General features: G+C 63.3%; 12 protein-coding genes and 3 pseudogenes. 6 read left to right on the forward strand and 9 right to left on the reverse strand.

Annotated features, from left to right (window positions below; genetic code table 11):
* Positions 1 to 225: 225 nt before the first annotated feature.
* Positions 226 to 2,274, reverse strand: a complete 2,049-nt coding sequence (locus ASG63_RS24500; RefSeq protein WP_082559374.1) for an acyltransferase family protein — start codon at positions 2,272 to 2,274, stop codon at positions 226 to 228.
* A 646-nt stretch (positions 2,275 to 2,920) separates the two neighbouring features.
* Between ASG63_RS24500 and ASG63_RS27080 the strand changes: the two are divergent.
* Positions 2,921 to 3,156 (forward strand): annotated as a pseudogene (locus ASG63_RS27080) (IS481 family transposase); the annotation flags it as partial.
* 223 nt (positions 3,157 to 3,379) lie between these two features.
* On the opposite strand, the gene ASG63_RS17895 reads toward ASG63_RS27080, so the two are convergent.
* Together ASG63_RS17895 and ASG63_RS17900 are read right to left on the reverse strand one after the other, a co-directional pair.
* Positions 3,380 to 4,879, reverse strand: coding sequence for a CoA-acylating methylmalonate-semialdehyde dehydrogenase (locus tag ASG63_RS17895; protein WP_056219561.1), 1,500 nt, complete (start codon positions 4,877 to 4,879; stop codon positions 3,380 to 3,382).
* Between the two features lie 32 nt (positions 4,880 to 4,911).
* On the reverse strand, positions 4,912 to 6,249 hold the full coding sequence (locus ASG63_RS17900; RefSeq protein ID WP_056219564.1) for an aspartate aminotransferase family protein: 1,338 nt from the start codon (positions 6,247 to 6,249) through the stop codon (positions 4,912 to 4,914).
* 180 nt (positions 6,250 to 6,429) lie between these two features.
* Between ASG63_RS17900 and ASG63_RS17905 the strand changes: the two genes are divergently transcribed.
* From ASG63_RS17905 to ASG63_RS17915, 3 genes are all read left to right on the forward strand, one after another.
* Positions 6,430 to 6,978 carry a cupin domain-containing protein gene (locus ASG63_RS17905; RefSeq protein WP_056219567.1) on the forward strand — a complete coding sequence of 183 codons (549 nt, stop codon included), beginning with the start codon at positions 6,430 to 6,432 and terminating at the stop codon, positions 6,976 to 6,978.
* Between the two features lie 101 nt (positions 6,979 to 7,079).
* The gene (locus ASG63_RS17910; RefSeq protein ID WP_056219570.1) at positions 7,080 to 8,006 is read left to right on the forward strand and encodes a histone deacetylase family protein; all 927 of its coding nucleotides are present in this window, start codon (positions 7,080 to 7,082) and stop codon (positions 8,004 to 8,006) included.
* Positions 8,007 to 8,076: 70 nt separating this feature from the next.
* Positions 8,077 to 8,904: an endonuclease/exonuclease/phosphatase family protein gene (locus ASG63_RS17915; protein ID WP_056219574.1), complete on the forward strand. Its 828-nt coding sequence runs from the start codon at positions 8,077 to 8,079 to the stop codon at positions 8,902 to 8,904.
* Here the strand turns inward: ASG63_RS17915 and ASG63_RS17920 are convergent.
* From ASG63_RS17920 to ASG63_RS17945, 6 genes and pseudogenes are all read right to left on the reverse strand, one after another.
* Positions 8,795 to 10,240, reverse strand: a complete 1,446-nt coding sequence (locus tag ASG63_RS17920; protein ID WP_056219579.1) for a phospholipase D-like domain-containing protein — start codon at positions 10,238 to 10,240, stop codon at positions 8,795 to 8,797. The genes ASG63_RS17915 and ASG63_RS17920 overlap by 110 nt on opposite strands.
* Positions 10,241 to 10,929: 689 nt before the next feature.
* A pseudogene (locus ASG63_RS17925) lies at positions 10,930 to 11,388 on the reverse strand (transposase); the annotation flags it as partial.
* 61 nt (positions 11,389 to 11,449) lie between these two features.
* A complete protein-coding gene (locus tag ASG63_RS17930; protein WP_056219582.1) occupies positions 11,450 to 12,796 on the reverse strand; it encodes a UDP-glucose dehydrogenase family protein in 1,347 nt (448 codons plus the stop codon).
* 702 nt (positions 12,797 to 13,498) lie between these two features.
* On the reverse strand, positions 13,499 to 14,527 hold the full coding sequence (locus ASG63_RS17935) for a polysaccharide biosynthesis/export family protein (protein ID WP_082501382.1): 1,029 nt from the start codon (positions 14,525 to 14,527) through the stop codon (positions 13,499 to 13,501).
* 410 nt (positions 14,528 to 14,937) lie between these two features.
* Complete coding sequence (locus tag ASG63_RS17940; protein WP_056219585.1) at positions 14,938 to 15,840, reverse strand: glycosyltransferase family 2 protein; 903 nt, start codon at positions 15,838 to 15,840, stop codon at positions 14,938 to 14,940.
* Positions 15,841 to 15,983: 143 nt separating this feature from the next.
* Entirely contained in the window at positions 15,984 to 18,074 is a 2,091-nt protein-coding gene (locus ASG63_RS17945) for a GumC family protein (protein ID WP_056219589.1), read from the reverse strand.
* Between the two features lie 528 nt (positions 18,075 to 18,602).
* Between ASG63_RS17945 and ASG63_RS17950 the strand changes: the two genes are divergently transcribed.
* Together ASG63_RS17950 and ASG63_RS17955 are read left to right on the forward strand one after the other, a co-directional pair.
* Complete coding sequence (locus tag ASG63_RS17950; protein WP_156389738.1) at positions 18,603 to 19,715, forward strand: hypothetical protein; 1,113 nt, start codon at positions 18,603 to 18,605, stop codon at positions 19,713 to 19,715.
* Positions 19,716 to 20,211: 496 nt separating this feature from the next.
* Positions 20,212 to 20,647: pseudogene (locus ASG63_RS17955) on the forward strand (M10 family metallopeptidase C-terminal domain-containing protein); the annotation flags it as partial.

Here is a 20,647-nt window from a genome sequence, read left to right on the forward strand (position 1 = left end):
CGTCTGCGCTCGCCCGACCAGCTGCGCCGGCCAACGTCTGCGCTCGCCCGACCAGCTGCGCCGGCCAAGCTACCCGTGGTGAAGCGGCCTACCGCGCACTAACTTTACCCTTGGACCACCGCGTGGGGGCCGATCAACATCCTTGATCCCCCACCGGATACCGATCGACGGTGGGGCATACGCAGGCGTCGAGCCTTGATCCTGGACAGGTCCGAGTCGAACGAGCTACTGACGATCCTTTAGAAGGTTTGCGAAGAAAGGAGTCAGATAGTCATTTGCATATCCCGTCAGATGATCGCCGTCCGAGACTAACGGCATACCATCCTTCACGGCTAGACATGCCGCATCATGACAAAGCAGGGGGAAGGGGTCCCAGATTTCGATACGCGGGTCGAGGTTTTTCAATTTTGTGTAGATGACAAGGGCTTGTTTTCTTCGTTCCTGTAATTCTGTGTAGGGAACGGATTTTTCCCGGCATCTCGGATTGGCCTGATTGAACCAGTCGAAGCATCGCATCGGCTCATATTTATAGACAGGTTTAGGTGCCTCCAAGACGACTCGTATTCCCTGATCGATGAGAGTCGTTAGGCGCTTGGCTTCATGAGAAATCATAGCGTCACTGTAATTAATTGAATGTATCTCGGCTTCATTGTCAGATGAATCGGACGTCTGATACCGGCGAATGCGAAGGCCGGGGAAGAATATCACATCACCTGATTTTGCACTCAAGGCTATAGCAGTAAGTCCATTTTCAATGAAAAGCGCGCATGTGGTTTTTGTTTGGCCAATCATTGGCAACCAGGCGCAGCCAGTCCCTGTAAAGATCGTTGCCGTCAGGCCCTCATGTCGGACAATATTCCCGACAAGACGCTGATAAGCCCCAGCGTGCGAGTCGCCAAGAACATAGAGATGCCGAGGATCTGCCCCCTGTTCGCAAGACTGCGGGACAAAATCGTACCGGATCGTTCCGCCCGCAAACGACCGACGGCCTCGCTGCGCTTGGCACCTGCCGCCGTGACCAGGTGTCGACGGCAGCCAAACGTCGCGATCGCCGGTTACGGAGAGGGTCAGACTGGGTCGTGCCGCTGCAAGGATGCCCATGGAGGCCCCGACGACGCCCATTGCTGTAAGCCCAGACAGGATGACATGCCCGTCACACCAAGCGCCGATTCGGCCGCTGACTCGAGCCGGTCTTTCGATCAGACGGTTAGATAAGTCTGCTAGGAGAAAACTCGCGGCGAGCGCGACGAATTTCGGTAGATAGGTCTCTAATCCAATCGTCCACTGCAGGGAAACAATGACGAACCAATGCCAAAGATATATCGAAAAAGAAATTTTGCCAATATACTGAAGTATTTTAATTGAGAAAATACGCGATATGAGGCCGTTCCGATCTAAGTATAGATTGTATAACATGAGTGACGCAGAAATTGCTGGGACAATGGAGTAGGGGAATGGAAAATTGACGGAGTCTATGAATCCATATGCGGCTGCAATCGCGATCAGCCCACACAGGCCGGCCGCGAATACGAGAATTTGAAAAGGGCGACCTGCAGTCGGACGCCCTGAAATTTTCTCCACCAGAATGAACAGGGCGATGCCGGTTGCGAGTTCCCAGAACCGCGAGGGAAGCATGTAGAAAGCAAAAGGACGGCTGACATGTGTGCTCAATACAGCAACGGTCAGAGAGGCAATAATGCAGCCTATCAATCCGGTGGCCAGCCACCAAAATATTCGTGATGAGGCTCTGTAATAATTAAATAAAAAAGCGAAGGTAGGGAAAATGAGGTAGAACTGCTCTTCGATTGCGAGCGACCAGGTATGTAGGAACGGATTTAAATTGGCCTCTGGGGAAAAGTAATCGTCTGCCTTCAGCCAAAGTACGAAGTTGCTCATTCCGAGGGCCGCGGCCGCTGCCGTCAGGTCCGGAACAGTAATTCTGTCCTTTGTCGGAACGAAAAGCACAACGAAAAGCTGCGCCAGCAGAAGGAAGATAAGTGTGGCTGGTAGAATGCGCACGATGCGCCGACGGTAGAAGACGAGAAGGAATTGGCGGAAGCTGCGTGTGTGTTCGCGTCGCGTTGTCATGGCGACAACGAAACCCGAGATTACGAAGAACACATCAACTCCGACGAATCCGCCAGGAAGTATGTTTGAATCCAAGTGATAGAGAACGACCGACAGAACGGATATCGCGCGAAGCCCGTCAATCCCGGTGATGTAGGATTGATGGCCGGTCTCTTTATCCGACGTGGTGCATGCAATATTATTCACTTTGAACTCATCGGATCGATGCGATGCGCTTCATCATGAGCCAGTAAGCTAATAAATCTATCAGAATTATGCCTGCTGTCGTGAGGTGTTTAGTCGAGACACGATGTGTAAAGCGTTTCTGACCTTCTCCAAAGGCGCAGGGCTGAATCTGTAGATCCACGGCAAATCACAAATAGCGTAAACGAACTCTCTAATCATGCCAAGAGCGATCATTGAAGTGATCGCCTGTCGCTTTGATTGCAGATATTGTGCCAAATCTCATAAAACATTTTCCATGAACCTCTGCATTCGCATTCCATAGGACGAAATGGTCGGTAATCTTGGCTGGTGTGCCGATCGCGAAAAGCCCTATTCGGTGTTTGGTCCCGCGGTGTGGTGATACGGTCGAGCGCCATCCTGCGAGGGATGCGCAATGGGTCGGGTTCTTCTTTGAAGTGCCACAACAACGGGGCAGCCCGTGGCGCGATCCCAGTGCCGTGAGGAGAGCGTAGGGGTGCTGGCCGGGCGCTCCGGTGTCGGCCCGACGGTGCAGGCGTGGCGCTAACGGGCGAGGACAGTGGATGCCCGGATGGGACCCGAGGAGGCACGCTCCGCGGTGCTCACCGTCGTGGAGGGGGCGATCATCGGCGCCTTTCGGCGTCACACCGGACGGGCCGAGCGGATGAACCGCACGATCGAGGACGCGAGGGTCAAGCGCTCTCACTCGGACAGCCGTGACCAGCGCCGAACGCACCTGCACCGGTTTGGAGGTGCCTATGATCCTGCGCGTAGGCGCACGACCCTGCATGGTCCGACACCCACCGAGTTCATCCTCGACGCCTGTACGAAAGAGCCCATCGCTTCAGGATCGATCCGTCACAGCGCATCCCGGGATCATGCACCAAGGACCCCTGGTTGTGGCGGGGACAGGGTTCCCGGATGCGATGGTCGCTCTGGCCTGACGGGGGACACTGCCCGCACGGTGCTGCGACGGATCGTCGGAACACGCGGTTTTGCCCATCAGCGCGAGATGATCGCGCTGATGGCAGGCTGTTCGTGCCGCGCCGGCACTCGGAAACGAAGACCGGGCGGCCCTGCCAACCGGAGGCGTCACCGGCCGGAGCGCCTACTCCATGGTGGGCATGACGAAGTCGGCGCCGGCGCGGATGCCGGTGGGCCAGCGGGTCGTGATGGTCTTCAGGCGCGTGTAGAAGCGGACGCCCTCGGGGCCGTGCATGTGGTGGTCGCCGAACAGCGAGGCCTTCCAGCCGCCGAAGGAGTGGAACGCCATCGGCACCGGGATCGGCACGTTGATGCCCACCATGCCGACCTCGATCCCGTGGGCGAACTCGCGGGCCGCGTCGCCGTCGCGGGTGAAGATCGCCGTGCCGTTGCCGAACTCGTGCTCGTTGATGAGCTTGGCCGCCGTGGCGTAGTCCGGCGCCCGGGTGATCGCCAGGACGGGCCCGAAGATCTCTTCCCGGTAGATCGACATCTCCGGGGTGACCCGGTCGAACAGGGTGCCGCCGAGGAAGTAGCCGCCCTCGTAGCCCTGCAGGCTCAGGCCGCGCCCGTCGACGAGGAGCTCGGCGCCTTCCGCCACGCCCGCATCGATGTAGCCGCTCACCTTGTCGCGGTGCACCTTCGTCACGAGGGGGCCCATCTCCGAGTCCGGGTCCGTGCCCGGCCCGACCTTCAGCGCCCGCACCTTCGGAATGAGCTTGGCCACCAGCGCGTCGGCGGTCTTCTCACCCACGGGCACGGCCACCGAGATCGCCATGCAGCGCTCGCCGGCCGAGCCGTAGGCCGCGCCCATCAGCGCGTCGACCGCCTGGTCCATGTCGGCGTCCGGCATGACGATCATGTGGTTCTTGGCGCCGCCCAGCGCCTGGGCGCGCTTCCCGTTGGCGGTGGCGGTGGCGTAGATATAGCGGGCGATCGGGGTCGAGCCGACGAAGCTCACCGCCGCGATGTCGGGGTGATGCAGGAGGGCGTCGACCGCCTCCTTGTCGCCGTGGACCACGCTGAACACGCCGTCCGGCAGGCCGGCCTCCTTGAGCCAGGCGGCGACCAGCAGCGCGGGCGAGGGATCGCGCTCGGAGGGCTTCAGGACGAAGCAGTTGCCGCAGGCCAGCGCCACCGGAAACATCCACATCGGCACCATGACGGGGAAATTGAACGGCGTGATGCCGGCCACCACGCCCAGCGGCTGGCGCAGGGCATGGCTGTCGACGCGGGTGCCGACGTTCTCGGTGACCTCGCCCTTGAGAAGCTGGGGAATGCCGGTGGCGAACTCCACCACCTCGAGCCCGCGCTGGATCTCGCCCTTGGCGTCGGAGAGCACCTTGCCGTGCTCGGCGGTGATCAGGGCGGCGAGTTCGTCGGTGCGCTCTTCGGCGATGCGCAGGAAGGCGTTGAGGATGCGGGCGCGGCGAAGCGGCGTGGTGTGGGCCCAGGCGTGGGCGACCGCCTTGGCGGCCGCCACCGCCGCGTTGACGTCCGCCGTGTTGGCCAAAGCGACCCGGCCGGTCTCCTCGCCGGTGGCGGGATTGTAGACCGGCGCGGTCCGGGTGCTGGTGCCGGCGACGGTCCGGCCGCCGATGAAGTGGGAGATCGCGGTGGGCATCGAAAATCCTGACGGAGGGGGAGTGGAACGATTCAGGCGGCGCGGGCGATGGCGTCGCCGAGGATCGACGCCATGGTGTCGATCTGGTCGCGCTCGACGATCAGCGGCGGCGACAGGGCGACGATGTCGCCGGTGACCCGGACGAGAAGGCCGCGCTCGAAGCAGTCGACGAAGACGTCGTAGGCTCGCGCCCCGGGGGCTCCGGGCCGGGACGCCAGTTCGATGCCGGCGACGAGGCCGATGGTGCGGATGTCGATGACGTGGCTGGCACCCCGCAGGTCGTGCATGGCGCTGGCCCAATCCTCGGCGAGCTCCGCTCCGCGGGTGAGCAGGCCCTCCTGGGCGTAGATGTCGAGGGTGGCGAGGCCCGCCGCGCAGGCGACCGGATGGCCCGAATAGGTGTAGCCGTGGAACAGCTCGATCACCGCCTCCGGGCCGTGCATCAACGCGTCGTGGACGCGCCGCGCGCAGAAGACCGCGCCCATCGGCAGGGCGCCGTTGGTGAGGCCCTTGGCAGTGGTGACGAGGTCGGGGATCACGCCGAAGTAATCCGTCGCGAAGGGCGTCCCGAGGCGGCCGAAGCCGGTGATGACCTCGTCGAAGATCAGCAGGATGCCGTGCCGGTCGCAGATCGCGCGCAGGCGCTCCAGATAGCCCGTCGGCGGCAGGAGGACGCCGGTGGAGCCGGCCACCGGCTCGACGATGCAGGCCGCGATGGTCTCGGCCCCGTGCAGGGCGACGAGGCGTTCGAGGTCGTCGGCGAGTTCCGCCCCGTGCGCGGGCAGGCCCTTCGAGAAGGCGTTGCGCTCGGGATCATGGGTGTGGCGCAGGTGGTCGATGCCCGGCAGCAGCGGAAAGACGCGGCGGTTGTTGACGAGGCCGCCCACGGAGATGCCGCCGAAGCCGACGCCGTGGTAACCGCGCTCGCGCCCAATCAGTTTGGTGCGCGTGCCCTGGCCGATGGCGCGCTGGTAGGCCAGAGCGATCTTGAGGGCGGTGTCGACCGATTCGGAACCGGAGCCGGTAAAGAACACCCGGTCGAGCCCAGCCTCCGGGCCGCCCGGCGCGATGGCGGCGAGGCGCTCGGCGAAGTCGAACGCCGCCGGATGGCCCATCTGGAATGAGGGCGCGAAGTCGAGGGTGGTGAGCTGGCGCTCGACCGCCGAGGCGATGCCCTGGCGTCCGTGCCCGGCATTCACGCACCAGAGGCCGGCCGTGCCGTCGAGGACGCTGCGCCCGTCCGTGGCCGTGTAGTGCATGCCCTTGGCCGAGGCGAGCAGGCGGGGCGCCGCCTTGAACTGCCGGTTGGCGGTGAACGGCATCCAGTAGGCATCGAGCCCGGGGGCATTGGCTGCGGGGTGGTGGTCCATGGCAATCTTCAACCCAGAGATGTCGCTGTGCTCGGAAGAAGCGCCGATTGCGACGCCCGGACAAGTCCTTTTCTGCACGCAACGAAGTGCTTGAAAAGGCGGGGGCCGTGCGGGCAATGTCGGTGAATTCTGAACATCCCTAACGGGCGTTCCGCCTCAGGGGCCGACTCACGGGGTTTGATGAGCATCGATCTCGGCGCGCGCCTGCGCTTCGTCCGCACCGCCCATGGCCTGTCGCAGCGGGCGCTCGCCAAGCGCACCGGTGTCCCGAACTCGACGATCTCGTTGATCGAGTCGAACGGTGTGAACCCCTCCGTGGGCGCCCTCAAGCGCATCCTGGACGGCATTCCCATCGGCCTGTCGGAGTTCTTCGCCGTGGAGCCGGAGCGCTCGCGCAAGGCGTTCTACCGGGCCGACGAACTCACCGAGATCGGCCGGGGGCCGATCTCCTACCGGCAGGTCGGCGACAACCTGTTCGGGCGCAGCCTGCAGTTGTTGAGGGAGCGCTACGAACCCGGCGCCGATACCGGCCGGGTGCCTCTGGTCCATGACGGCGAGGAGGGCGGCATCGTCCTGTCCGGCCGCCTGGAGGTGACGGTCGATTCGGAGCGTCGCATCCTCGGACCGGGCGATGCCTATTCCTTCGACAGCCGCCGGCCTCATCGCTTCCGATGCGTCGGCCCCGTCGCCTGCGAGGTGGTGAGCGCCTGCACGCCGCCGACCTTCTGAAGGTGACGTCGTCCGGCGAACGGCCTGGGGAGAAATCTCCCCACTGGCCGCGGCCTGACGATCTGGTATACCACGGATAGACAGACGCTCGGGAGCGCCGCATGACCATCCTCTTCAGCCACGAGGCCGCCCTCGGGCACCAGACCCCGCATGGGCATCCGGAGCGGCCGGAGCGCATGCAGGCGGTCAAGGATGCCCTCGCGACGGAGGCCTTCGCGGCCCTCGACCGCCGGGCGCCGGAACCCGCGAGCCTGGAGACCGTGGCGCTGGCCCATCCCGAGGAATGGGTCCGGGCCATGGTGGCGGCCGCCCCCGCCGAGGGACTGGTCCACGTCGATTCCGATACCGTGCTGTCGCCCGGCACCATCGAATGCGTCCTGCGCGGGGTCGGGGCGGCGGTCCAGGGGGTCGACGCGGTGATGACGGGCCAGGCTCGCACGGCGTTCTCGGCCATGCGCCCACCGGGCCACCACGCCGAGCGCACCCGCGCCATGGGGTTCTGCCTGTTCAACAATGCGGCGGTCGCGGCCCGCCATGCCAAGGCCGCCTACGGGGCGGAGCGGGTGGCCATCGTCGACTGGGACGTGCACCACGGCAACGGAACCCAGGACATCTTCTGGGCCGACCCCGCGGTGCTGTTCTGCTCCACCCACCAGATGCCGCTGTATCCCGGCACCGGCGCGGTCTCGGAGGCCGGCGACCACGACACCATCGTCAACGCCCCCCTGAAGCCCGGCGCCGACGGCGAGCGCTTTCGCGAGGCGTTCACCGCGCGCATCCTGCCGCGCCTCGTGGATTTCCGGCCCGACCTGATCATCATCTCGGCGGGCTTCGATGCCCATTGGCGCGATCCCCTGGCCAACCTGATGCTGGAGGCGGAGGACTTCGCCTGGGCCACGCGCCAGGTGATGGAGATCGCGGGGCAGACCTGCGACGGGCGCATCGTTTCCCTGCTGGAGGGCGGCTACGATCTGAAGGGGCTCGCCGAATCCACGGCGGCGCACGTGGCCGCGCTCATGGAGTCGTGAGGCGCAAAAGCCCATGACCGCGTCCCGGCCCGGGCTTTCCGCCGGGCGTGCCTGACCCACCTATGTGCCGATGCTGAACGATCGCCGCCTCGCGCGCCTGACCGCCCGTGCCCTCCAGACCTCCCACGGGCGCCCGGGCCAAGACCGCCCCGGGCTCCGCAAGATCGTCAGCTGGAACCTCCTGCGGCGGGTCGGCGCGAATGTCGCCGGAATCGCGACGCTGATCGAGCGCGAGCAGCCCGACCTCGTGCTGATGCAGGAGGCGACCAAGGATATCGAGGCCCTGCAGGCCAAGGTCGGCGGCCACTACGCCTGGGCCCAGATGCCCGGGCGCATCCACGGCCTCGCGGTCTGGAGCCCGACGCCCTTCGCCACCCCCCCGGAGGCCATCGAGCTTCCCGCCGGCGCGATGTTCGACCGGGTGAGCCAGGTGATCGATCTCGGTGAATTCGGCGTCGCCAACGTCCACCTCTCGCACGGGCAGATGCTCAACCGGCGGCAGTTGCGCTGCATCGAGCAGAGCCTGCCGGACCGGGCCGCCGTCATCGGCGACTACAACCTGGTGGGGCCGACGCTCCTGCCGGGGTTCCGCGACGTCGGCCCGCGCCTGCCGACCCACGCCATGGCGCGGGTGGTGCCCCTGCGGCTCGACCGCTGCCTCGTGCGCGGATTGACCTGCCACGGGCGCAGCGTGCTGCCGCGCGGCGCCTCGGATCACCGGCCGATCATCGTGCACCTGGCTCCCACCCACGAGATCATCCTGAAGGACACCGCGGAGCCGGAGCGCATCAAAGGTATGGCAGGAGTAATCGGACGCCTGCGTCGCGCAGCCGGACGGGGAGACCGCGCCGGGACAGGTGCTCGCGCGTCAGCCGGACGCTCATCTTCTCCTGCATGAACGCGTCGAGGTGTCGGGCGAGCCCGGAATCATAGACCTCGACGTTCAGCTCGAAATTCAGGCGGAAGCTGCGGGTATCCCAGTTGGCGCTGCCAATGAAGCACCAGGCATCGTCGATCACGAGGAGCTTGGCATGGTCGAAGGGTGGGTCGTCGAGCCAGATCCGGACGTCGCTGCGCAGGAGGGGGTCCACATGGGCCCGGGTCGCCCAGTCGACCACCGCGTGGTCGCTGGCCATGGGAATGATGACGTCCACCGTCAGGCCGCGCAGGGCCGCCAGCGACAGGGCGCTCACCAGCACCTCGCTCGGCAGGAAGTAGGGCGTCATCAGGCGGATGCTGGTCCGGGCGCAGGTGATCGCCTCGAGCACCACGAGTTCGATCTTGCGCAGGTCCGCGTCCGGCCCCGAACTGACGACCCGGGCCTGCGTCTCGCCCCGCGCGGCGAGGGGCGGAAACCAAGCGGGGCCGTCCAGCTCCTGGTCCATCACGAAGGCCCAGTCGCTGGCGAAGGCCGCCGTGAGTTGGGTCACGACCGGCCCCTCGATCCGGAAATGGACGTCGCGTACCGGTTCCGGCGGATGGGTCGCCACCCGGTTCTCGTCGGCGATGTTGATGCCGCCCGTGAAAGCGAGGGTTCCGTCGAGGATGAGCAGCTTCTTGTGGGTGCGCAGGTTCAGGAACGGCATCCGCCAGGGCAGGACCGAGTGCATGAACCGGCCGACCGGCACGCCCCGCCGCCGCAGGCCGCCATAGACCGCGGCGAAGAAGTAGCCGCTGCCGATGCCGTCCACCAGAACCCGAACGGCGACGCCCCGGTGATGGGCATCCTCCAGCGCATCGAGGAAGGCTCGGCCGATCTCATCCTTGCGGAAGATGTAGCTCGACAGGGCGACGGAGTGCCGGGCCTCGTGAATGGCGGCCAGCATCGCCGGATAGACCGCATCGCCGTTGCGCAGCGGCATGATCCGGTTGCCCGCTTCCAGCGGAAGGCTGGTGATGCGCCGGACTGCCTGGTCGAGTGGCTGGAACCGCTCCGGCAGAACGGGAGGCGGCGCCGGGCCACCCACGCGCCGCGGGCTCGCTTGAGAGGGCTTGATGCCGAGCTTCTGCGCCCGTCGGGTGACCCGATTGACCCCGAGCAGGGCATAGAGCGCGCTGCCGAAGAGGGGGGCCAGCCAGACCAGGCCGATCCAGCCGATGGCCGCCCCGACCTCCCGCTTGCGCAGGAGGACATGGATGCTGACGAGGCCCGAGAGGGTGGCACCGAGGACCCAGAAGACCTCGGTCCGGATCGACGTCAGGGCGCCGATCCATGAGAGCAATGCCTGTTCCAACGCCGCTCCCGCTTCGCGATACCCTGGCGGCATACGCCAAGGTCGGTCGGAGCACCAAGGGCGGGCCGTCGATTCCTGGGACCGGCCTTGCGCGGGGGGGCGCAACGTCCCGCCGGACGGTGAGCGACCAAGCCCGTAAACGCCAAGGGCCCACCCGAGGCCACTTCTGTAAGCCGGACCGTCTTGAGGGGAATGCGTCCGGATTTGATCTCGGTGACGGCGGATCCGCCACGCAAATCGTGGTTCCGATCCGATGCAGCTGACAGAAAAGCTAAGCCGATATTTCTGAGGATGGAATGGACATATCCCATTTGCCGAGGAGCGGGACGGCGCCTCCGAAATGCAGTTCGGACGCGCCGAAGAGACCGAACTCCTGACGCGTTGCCAGGACGTCCGGTTGCCGGCAGCTTGAACTGCCGACGTGCCGGGCGTCGACCATCGCAGCGCCGGTGAACACGCGGACGGGGTACTAACTTCGGCGACCAAGAGCTGACCGTGCCCCTGTTTGCCCCATTCATAAGGAAGTCCGTTCGTTCTGGTCCCGTCGGGACCGCCTTGCGAACGCGTTCGGGGTGAGGCCGCCGAGGCTGGTGGGGGGCAGCAGGCTCCCGAACAGATGCGCGTTCAGGAACTCGTGGAGACGACGTCGGAGCGCTGGCGCGAGTTCGGCTCCTGTGGCAGGGCGGCCGGCGCCGGTAGCCGAAGCGACGACGCCGACCAGCCTGCCTGCCTGCGCAGGTGTGCCCGCGTGATCCCATCGTCGCCGCGGACCGAGGCGTGGCAGTACGCCTTCGGCTCAAGGCCAATCAGCCCGCAGGCGCGACGCTGCGAATAGCCCTTCTCGTCGCTGGGCCCAGCTCACGGCTGTTCTGCGTGCGCTGAGCCTCAGAAGGTTTTTCCAAAGCCTCGCGCAGCGTCGCACCATGGCGCATCGCTTCGGTCAGGACCTTCCCGAGCTCGCGAGTCACCTCGTCGAGCGTCTTCGGGCGACGCGGATGCGCAACCTCCATACTGCCGTCGCGCGAGCGCCATGCATAGAACGTCGCGTCGTTGATGCCGGGGCGGCGGCAGATCTCCGCCACCGGCAGCACGGCCGTCCGCGCCTTCAGGATGCGGAGGATCGTCTCTTCGCTGGGCCGGCTCCTCATTGTCGTCCGTCTCCGCGTTGAGGGACCCTCGCTTCCTGGAGCGCTGACAAGGAAACCCTGCTCAGGTCGACTTGAGGTCGAGGAACGGTGTTTCGGCCCCGCCACTGATTTGGCCGATGCCCGAGTAACGAAATCCGTGCCGCTCCACCTCTGCCGCCCTGTAGACGTTGCGAAGGTCGACGAGGACTGGGCTCGTCATCGTGGCCCGAAGGCGCTTGAAATCCAGGGCACGGAAAGCATTCCACTCGGTGACGATCACCAGCGCGTCGGCACCCTCTGCACAGGCATAGGCGTCCTCCGCATAGGTGACGTCCGAGAGGACGAGGCGGGCCTGCTCGATGCCCTCCGGATCGTAGGCGACGATCTTGGCACCGCCATCCTGCAGACCCGTGATGATCGAGAGCGAGGGGGCATCCCGCATATCGTCGGTGTTGGGCTTGAAGGTCAGTCCAAGGACCGCGATGGTTTTACCGCGCACCGAGCCATCGCAGGCTGTCACGACCTTTCGGGCCATCGCGCGCTTGCGCTGGTCGTTGACCGAGACCACCGTTTCGACGAGTCGCACGGGCGTGCCCGAATCCTGCGCCGTCTTGACCAGCGCCAACGTATCTTTGGGGAAACACGATCCCCCGTAGCCGGGACCGGCATGGAGGAACTTCGCGCCGATGCGATTGTCGAGGCCGATCCCGCGCGCGACCTCCTGAACGTTCGCACCGACCTGCTCACAGAGGTCGGCGATCTCGTTGATGAAGGTGATCTTGGTCGCGAGAAAGGCGTTCGCAGCGTATTTCGTCAGTTCGGCCGTCCGACGTCCGGTGAACAGGATCGGAGCTTGGTTCAGGTAGAGGGGCCGGTAGACGTCCTGCATCACTTGCGTCGCGCGCGCGTCCTCGGTGCCGATGACGATTCTGTCGGGACGCTTGAAGTCCTCAATGGCAGCCCCCTCACGGAGGAATTCCGGGTTCGACACCACCGCAAACTCGGCGTCCGGGCGTACCTCACGAATGATCCGCTCGACCTCGTCGCCGGTGCCGACCGGGACCGTCGACTTGGTGACCACCACGGTGAACCCGGTCAGGGATTGGGCGATCTCGCGTGCGGCCGCGAAGACATAGGACAGATCGGCAAATCCATCGCCGCGGCGCGAGGGCGTACCAACCGCGATGAAGACCGCATCGGCACCGGCCACCGCCGATGCCACCTCGGTGGTGAAACGAAGACGATTTTGCCGAACGTTCTCAGCGACCAGGGCATCGAGACCTGGTTCATAGATCGGTATTCTGCCCGCGTTCAGAGCTTCGATCTTCGAGGGATCCTTGTCGACGCAGACGATCTGGTGACCGAAATCAGCAAAGCACGTCCCAGAGACAAGGCCCACATAGCCTGAACCGATCATCGTAATGCGCATTGGATCTCGCGTCCCTCATCGGTGGTGAACATGTATCGCGTGCGTCCGCTGATTAACAGTAAGCGGTCCCTGTAAACAAGGAAACAGGAATTATATGTCAAATATAAGAGTTTTGTGCAATCGGCAGATGTGTTCGGAATCTCGATCAGATCGATGCCGTTCCAGTCTTGGATTAAGTCAAACCGCTCAACGCCTTGGCATAGCTGAGATAAGACATGCTCGTCGCCGCGATTGCCGGCTCGGCATCTCTCACAGATTACATTTCTCTCATTATTTTGCGTAACTGCCTAATGCCGCATACATTCGCGACCTCGAAATCGGAGGACAAGTTTACGGATATTTTCAAGGCGTCCAATAGAAGACGCCAGCATCCGATGTCGTCAGCGCGCGCGGAGTTAAATCAAGATCGTTGGCGGCCGATAACGTCGGCCGAGATCGCACAAGCCTCGGGGGCGCTGCGATTTCTTGCTGTCAGATCTGGTCGGACCTTTACTAATTTTTTAGCCAAATGAGAACGCGCGAAAGGGCTGCGCCAGGGATGAACGGGATCGGCTTGTCGATCGGGCTGCCGGTCCTGGTTCGGTGATCTCTGGATCGGTCCGCATCAGCACCAAGACCCCTCGATTGCCCGGTCACATGTCGGCGCGATAGCTCGCCAGTTCTATCTCGCAGTGGCCCATCCAGCCTGAGGGCGAAGAGAATTTACCGTAGCGTACCCAAATTGTAGCGCGCAACGTTCGACTCATTCACCGTTGCGACGCCCGTCCTCAGAACATTGAGAACCTTCGTGAACTCGACGGCATCGGCATTCGCTACGTAGAGAACGTCCTTGTCGCGGACAAGGAACTTCCGCAGCGTAAAAAAGCCGTCTTCCGCACGGAGGTCGAAGCGATAAATCACAGGGATCCGATCTTCCGCCCATGCTGAGAGATCGATGCCCAGGCTGGAAGCAACTTTCCGAGACTCCAGGCGATAAATGAATACCATTTGCGGATTCGCCCGTTCGTCAAGCAAGCCACCGGATCGACCCAAGGCTTCTGACGCAGTGGTCACCTCGGCTTCGAAATTGTACTTGCCGTTGAGTCCGGTCGCTCCCAGCACGACGAACGACCGGTTTTCGGTGTAGACGTAAACCACATCCCCGGGCTGAACGTAGACGTTGTTGGTCGGATCATTCACCAGCTTGTTGAAGTAGACGGTCCGCTTGCGCGGTCCACGCTGAAGGGTAACGAAGCTCTGATAGCCCGTTCCCTTCGGCCCGCCTGCACGAGCGATGACATCCAGCACGCGTTCGCCAGAGGGATTAACCGGAAGGCGGGCGGGAAGATTCACCTCTCCCAAAACACTGACCAGCGTTGCTTTCTGATCCTTCAGTGAGACGACAGCTTGCGGCTCGATCGCACGGTTGCGCAAGCGCTGCTCGATTTCTGCCTGAACCTCCGGAGCGCGTCGCCCGGCCGCTGGGATCAGACCCGCGTAGGGAACCGAAATGGTACCGCGACGGTCGACCTGCTGATCCGGCAATGCAACGAAGTTGCCGGCTCGGGCGCCGGCCTCGGTCGGAATGAACAGCCCGCCTGCCGATGCCTCGAAGATGGTGACACCGACCGTATCGCCGATGCCGAGGCGGATCTCCGTCGCGCCGCCGCGCGAAGTGAAGGAACCCAGTGTGCCTTCGCCGCTGGCGTCACTCGCCGCGAGCGTCGCAACCGCGGGCGTCGCATCAATCATCGCATGCGGGAGCAGGTCCTGCGGATTGGTTGGAATCGTCGCGTCGCCAGTTATTTTGGGACCAGACGTCGGAAACGACTCCGTGCACCCGGCGAGGAGCGCTGCCAGACCTACCGTCCTGAAAAGGACCCCCAGCTTGCGACCTGATAGCACTACGTCGTTCACCTTCTATGACGCTCAGAGCGACGATTGGTTACGATTGGAATTGTGGTGAGGTCGAGTCGAATCCAACTGATCGATCGACATTAGATGGATTCGTGGCCGTCAGGGCACACCTCAATTTCGGCAGCCAATTTAACAATCGTGGCGCGCGGTCCGTACAAGTTCAGGAAAGAAACATGATTGGAAAAGTTTAACGGCTCATGATTTAAAGCTGACCTTTGCAGGCGCGCGGCGGAGACTGTCCACAGTCAGGGGTGCTTGGAGGGGCGCGGAGCCAGGAAGATCGCGTGAGCCCAGAATAGACGCAGCAACCGTAGCCGCACGAGAATGCCCATTGCGGCAAGCCGATCGGCGAACCGGCTCAACTGACGCGTCCGTAAGATCTCAATGAGATGCACGCCGGTTGACAACAGAACGACCCAACTCCGGCCGATCCATCGGAGGCGTCCGAAGGGTTTGACCTTCGTCAGTGCGAAGGCCTCTGCGTTCAGCCGGCGCCACTTCCGCTCGAGTTCGCTCCAGTCACGCCGTGCGGGATGGCCGACCACGGCCTCCCTCGCGAAACCCAAGGTCAATCCTTTCGACCCGGCGCGATGGCACCACTCGACGTCCTCGGAGACGTCATTGCGGAACGGGCCGACCTCATCGAAGATGCGCCGGCTGACGAAGAGAGCGGCCGTTACCGAAAAGCGCTTCTTCTTGATGTAGCTTTCGTTGTGAAAGGCGAAGACGAGTTCGAAGGCTTCGCTGGGCGTTGGGTTGTTCACGTCCTCGACGTCCACCCGGATGGCGCCGCCGGCAATATCGAAGGTCGAGAGCGTCGCTATTCCCTTCTCGAGGAAGGCCGCGTCTGGTCTGCAGTCGCTGTCGATAAACGCAAGTACCTCGCCGTTTGAGGCAGCGACGCCGACGTTCCGTGTCGCTCCCGCGCCCTTTTCGCGCGAAAGAACCACACGACCCCGTTGCCCCACCACCGCCTCTAGGGCGTCGAGGCCAACCGGTGACATGTTGTCCGCGACCACGATCTCGAAGGTATCACGCCCGATCGTCTGGGCTTCGAGTTGCGTGAGGCACCGATCGAGATTCGAGAGGTCCTGATAGTGCGGGATAATGACCGAAATTCGGACTGGCCCGGAGCCGGTATGTCCCATGTCGGCTCCCAAATTTCCTGACTGTTTCATGCTCGGCGCCACTTCACCCATGGTAGGCGGCGCTGTGTACGACGGAGGATTCTCCGAGTTCGACGAGGCGCTTGAGGTCGGCGCGGTTCATCACGCTGCCCACCAGCTTGTCGTCACCCATGGTAGGCGGCGCTGTGTACGACGGAGGATTCTCCGAGTTCGACGAGGCGCTTGAGGTCGGCGCGGTTCATCACGCTGCCCACCAGCTTGTCGCGGATCTCCGGGTTGCTGCGGACGGCGTCGTCGAGCGTGTAGGTCTGGGTGTGGTCCCACTGCACCACCATGAGGAAGCCGTCGATGAGGTCGGCGACCGCACCGGCATCGGCGACGGCACCGATGGCCGGCAGCTCGACCACGACGTACTGGTACTGCGTCTTGAGGCTCTCGAACAGAAACCGCAGGGTCTCGGCCGTCAGCATCGCGCCGGGCTGGTCCGGCGCGGCCTTGCCGAAGCACGGCAGGAAGAACAGGCCCGGCTCCCGGGTCGGGCGGAGGGCGGCCGCGATCGGGGCGGTCTGTGCCACGACCTCGGCGAGGCCGGCCTCGCGTCCAGAGGCCAGCAGGTCCGACAATGAGGGGTGGCGGATGTTGGCATCCACCAGGATCGTGGGCGCGCCGGACTGGGCACAGAGCTGGGCGAGGCTGCTGGCGACCACGCTCTTGCCTTCGCCGATGGCGGCAGAGACGACGCCGATGACCACGGGCCGGTCCTGCCGGCGCAGGTCGATCCGGACCTTGGTGCTGCGCAGGGTCTCGAGGCCGAAGCCGCCGATGGCCGCGCGCAGGCCGCGCGGGTGGAGGGCGGCCGGTTCGGCGCGCGCGACGTTCGGGAGAAAGCCGAGGCAGGGCACGCCGAGGGCCGTCTCGACCTGACGTCGGAACCGCAGGCGCCGCGAGAAGGCCTCGCGGGCCACGGCCATCAGGCAGCCCGCCCCCAAGCCCAGCGCCAGGCTTCCACCGAAGACCTTTATGCCGTCGACGTACCGCGACATGAAGGTGTCGCGGATCGTCTTCACCGTCGCCGACGCACTCTCGAGCTGCGCGAGTTGAAAGCGTGCCTCGAGCGCCAACAGCGATCGCTCCGACAGGTCGGCGAGTTCCTTCTGAACGCTCTGCTCCTTGATCTGCGCGATGGCGAAGTCGCTGCGCGCACCTTCGAGAATGCGCTGGACCTCGTCGTTCAGCGAACTCTGAAGCTCGTTCATCTTCGCGCGGGCTTTGATCGTCGCTTCGTGCGTCGCGCCATACCGGACGGTGAAATCCGCCATCTGGCGCTTCGCGTCGGCATAGGCTTTGCGAAGCTGGATGATGACGATGTTCGAAAGTTCGTCGACGAGCGCGTTCTGCACCCCGCCGTTCCTCGCCATCTCGTTGATCTGTGCGACCTTTGCTTCCGCGCCGGCACGGGCGAAGCGGGCTTTCAAAGCGACCTGACTCAAATCGAAGACACGTTGTTCTTCGATAAAATGTCCATCCGTCGTCACGATGTTATTCTTCAGACGATAGTCCGTGACCGCGCGTTCCGCTTTAATTGCGTCGTTCTGGAGCTGTGTAATGCGTTCCGAGAACCAAGCGCTCGCCTTCTCGGAGGGCAAGCGCTTGGCATCCATCTGATCGTCGATGTAGGCCTGTGCGAGCGCATTCGCGAGGCGTGCGGCCTTCTCGCCGCTGCGCGCCGTCACCGTGACGGTGATGGCGTAGGACAGTTCTGCGCGCTCCACGCTGGTTGCCTTACGCAATGCCTCGATCGCCCTCGAGCGACGCACGTCCATGGGCTCGGCTTCCGGGTCATCGGCGAGGCCGAGACCCGCGAACAGCGTCCGGATCATCGACGGGGAGCCGATGAAGTCCGGATCGGTGTCCAGCTTTTCGGAGATCACGGTCCGTTCGAGAACACCGGTCGAATTTAGGACTTCGATCTGGCTGAGCAGAGCCGAGCTGTCGATACGGCCCGTCGATTTCGACTCTTCATCGACGACGGCCAGTCGCTTGAAATCGACCAGGACCGTTGCGGACGCCTTGTAGGACGACGGGGCGAACAGGAAAATCAGAGTGCCGATCGCAAGGGCAATCAGGACGACCCGAACGATGAGCCGACGCTGGCGACGAAGAACGCCAGACAGGAAACCAAGACTTTCCGGATCCCCCGAAGCCAATTTGCCGAAGGGCATTCCCGGCGTCGCGCGCGAATCGCTTGTCAGCATAGAGCCTCATGGGCGGGAATCTCGGCCGGTTGGGCCGAGGAGTCGGCGAGAGCCGTCGCCAATTCGATTGCGTCCGCAGTCTTAGACGATCGGCAACGCCTTCGCTATCGCGTGGTGCCGCCTGCAGAGACCGTGTGCTTCGACCGGCAGCGCCCGACGGCATCGGCCGATCGCGGCGTTCGATCCCAGCCTAGGGTGTGACGGATCGAGCCTGAAGCGATGGGGCCCGTCGATCCTGGCTGATCCTCTCCATCGGCCCGATCCGAAGCCGGCCGGTCAGGTCCGCGATCGTCCTCCTGTTTTCCAGGTCGCGCCAGCGGCTCGTACCCCTGGATCCGTTCCTGATGTTTGCCTCGGCAAATGCACATATTTCGCGGAAATCGGTGCCGCGGAGACACAGTCAAATCGTCTAAATACCATTCCAATAACGACAAATTTGCAAGAAAACAAAGATCTTTAACGCTGTTTCTGGGTGGCAATTGAAATTCCGCATCTGCCGTGATCGCTTAAAGGCTCAGGGAGAATCAGATGCCAGCGCCACAAATTGTTTCGCCCATTCCGCCGCACAGTGATTTACCGCCTGGGCAATATGAATTCCAGGACGGCCCGTGGGTCGTCGAAAGCATCATCGTCGACGAACTGGGCCGGCAGACCTTCAGGTCCAGCTACGACTCTCGAACGGGAGTTCTCTCGACCCTAAAATATCTTTCGGATGGCACTTCTACGTCTTTGAATGACAAGGGGGGTAAATCGATCATCGTATCTGTCTTCAATGAGAAAGGCTGGATCGTTTCCCAAGACGATGTCACGAACGGCATTTCGCGTGCCTGGGACTACGATGCCGCCGGGTTCATCAAACACAGTTCGGTCGAGATCGATGCCCGGTCTCCGAGCCCCGGACAGGAACCGGAAACGGATCGGGTCCCGGATTTTTCCTGGACCTCTCAGGACGAATACTTCGGCCCCTACGAAACGCCCGCGCTGAAGGTGCTCACGTCGGACACCGAAGGGCTTCGCGTCGCCTACGACCTCACGGGGACCGTCACGAAGGTCGTCCATAGCTTCGAGACCGGAGCCCTGTCGAAGACCGTCGATCAGTGGGACGACAGCGTCGGCGCGCGCATCCCTCACCGCCACGTCGCGTATGATCAGACCGGCAAGATCGTCCTGGAGGATCGCTTCGACAAGGCCGGCGTGCTGACGTACGAAACCAAGACGCTCCTCGACGGCGCGCATTACGCCATGAACGTCGCGGCCGACGGCACGCACATCCAGATCACGGAGACCGATGGTGCCATCCGGCTCCAAGAGGTCGTACGCCCGGACGGATCGTTATTCGTCAGCAAGCTCAGCACCTTCGCGACCGTTGAAAGCACGCCGCACAACGATGTTTTCACCAGCTCGAATGGCGGTGCGACGTTCATCTTCGCCGATGGCTTCGGCCAGGACGTGATCCGCAACTTCCACGCGGATGGTCCCCATCAAGACCGGATCATCATCGAGACGGGCCGAGAGGTGAATCTGTGGAGCCACAACGGCACCGATACGATCATCACGGTCGGCAACGGCGGGTCGGATACGATCATCCTCAAGAACGTCACACCCGACCATATATCGCTGAGCGATCTCTTCATCGTCTGATCGCTCAGGTCGGCTCGGCCCGGAGGCATAGGTAGACGCGTGATCCAAGATCGCCCTGGTCCTTCCTGATCGAGAGACCTTCGAGACGTCACGGCCTGCGAGCCCACGCGCGTGCTCGCAGGCCGCCCGTGCTCCAGTCTCCCCGAGGTTTGGCAGGATCTCGGGGCCTCGGCCGCGCTGCGCCTCCCCCCCTCATCGGATGAGCGGCGTTCACGGTCCGCGTGACTCTCAGGAAAACCGACCGTCGATCGGTCCCCGCCCAAGGCAGGTTCGCACCCTGCGCGCGTCGGCAGATGTCGTTTAGTACGAGCTATAACTTTGCAGTAATCAAACCGAAAGGTTGTGCGATTTCTTCGCGCAAAAGCCTGGAGTCGACTGAGATCCAACGAATCCAACGCATAGCTTAAAAGAAAGCTTTAACCCCCACTCCTAGCTTGGCCCTGAGAACTGATCGCAGCGCGCAATCAAGATGCGCTATCGGCTCGGGGGCTGAACCATGTATGTCGCTTCGGATCTTTTCGGGATTGGCCGTAACAACGGCTTGACCAGTGTCGCCGGCCTCGACGTGGCGGTGGGCGCGCTTCAGCCCCACGCACAGCTCAAGAGCTTTGCCGGCCTCAAGGCAGCTGATGGTGTCTACTACAACAAGGCCATGAACGTGCTGGTCATCACCAAGGCAGGCGTGACCCTGGACGGGTACGACTTCCGCGGTGTCTCGATCAACGTGCAGGCCGATAACGTCACGATCAAGAACTCGACCTTCGATGCCTCGGTCGGGAACTACGCCATCAATGCGTTTCCCGGCACGAAGAACCTGACCGTCGATCACTCGACGTTCGACGGTCTGAAGCTCGACAAAATCGGCTACGTCGACTTCATCATCTCGCGCGGTGAGAACACGACCCTCACGCACAACGCCTTCCTGGATGCAT

Origin of the sequence: Methylobacterium sp. Leaf94, from assembly GCF_001426045.1 — a bacterium.
Lineage (GTDB): Bacteria > Pseudomonadota > Alphaproteobacteria > Rhizobiales > Beijerinckiaceae > Methylobacterium.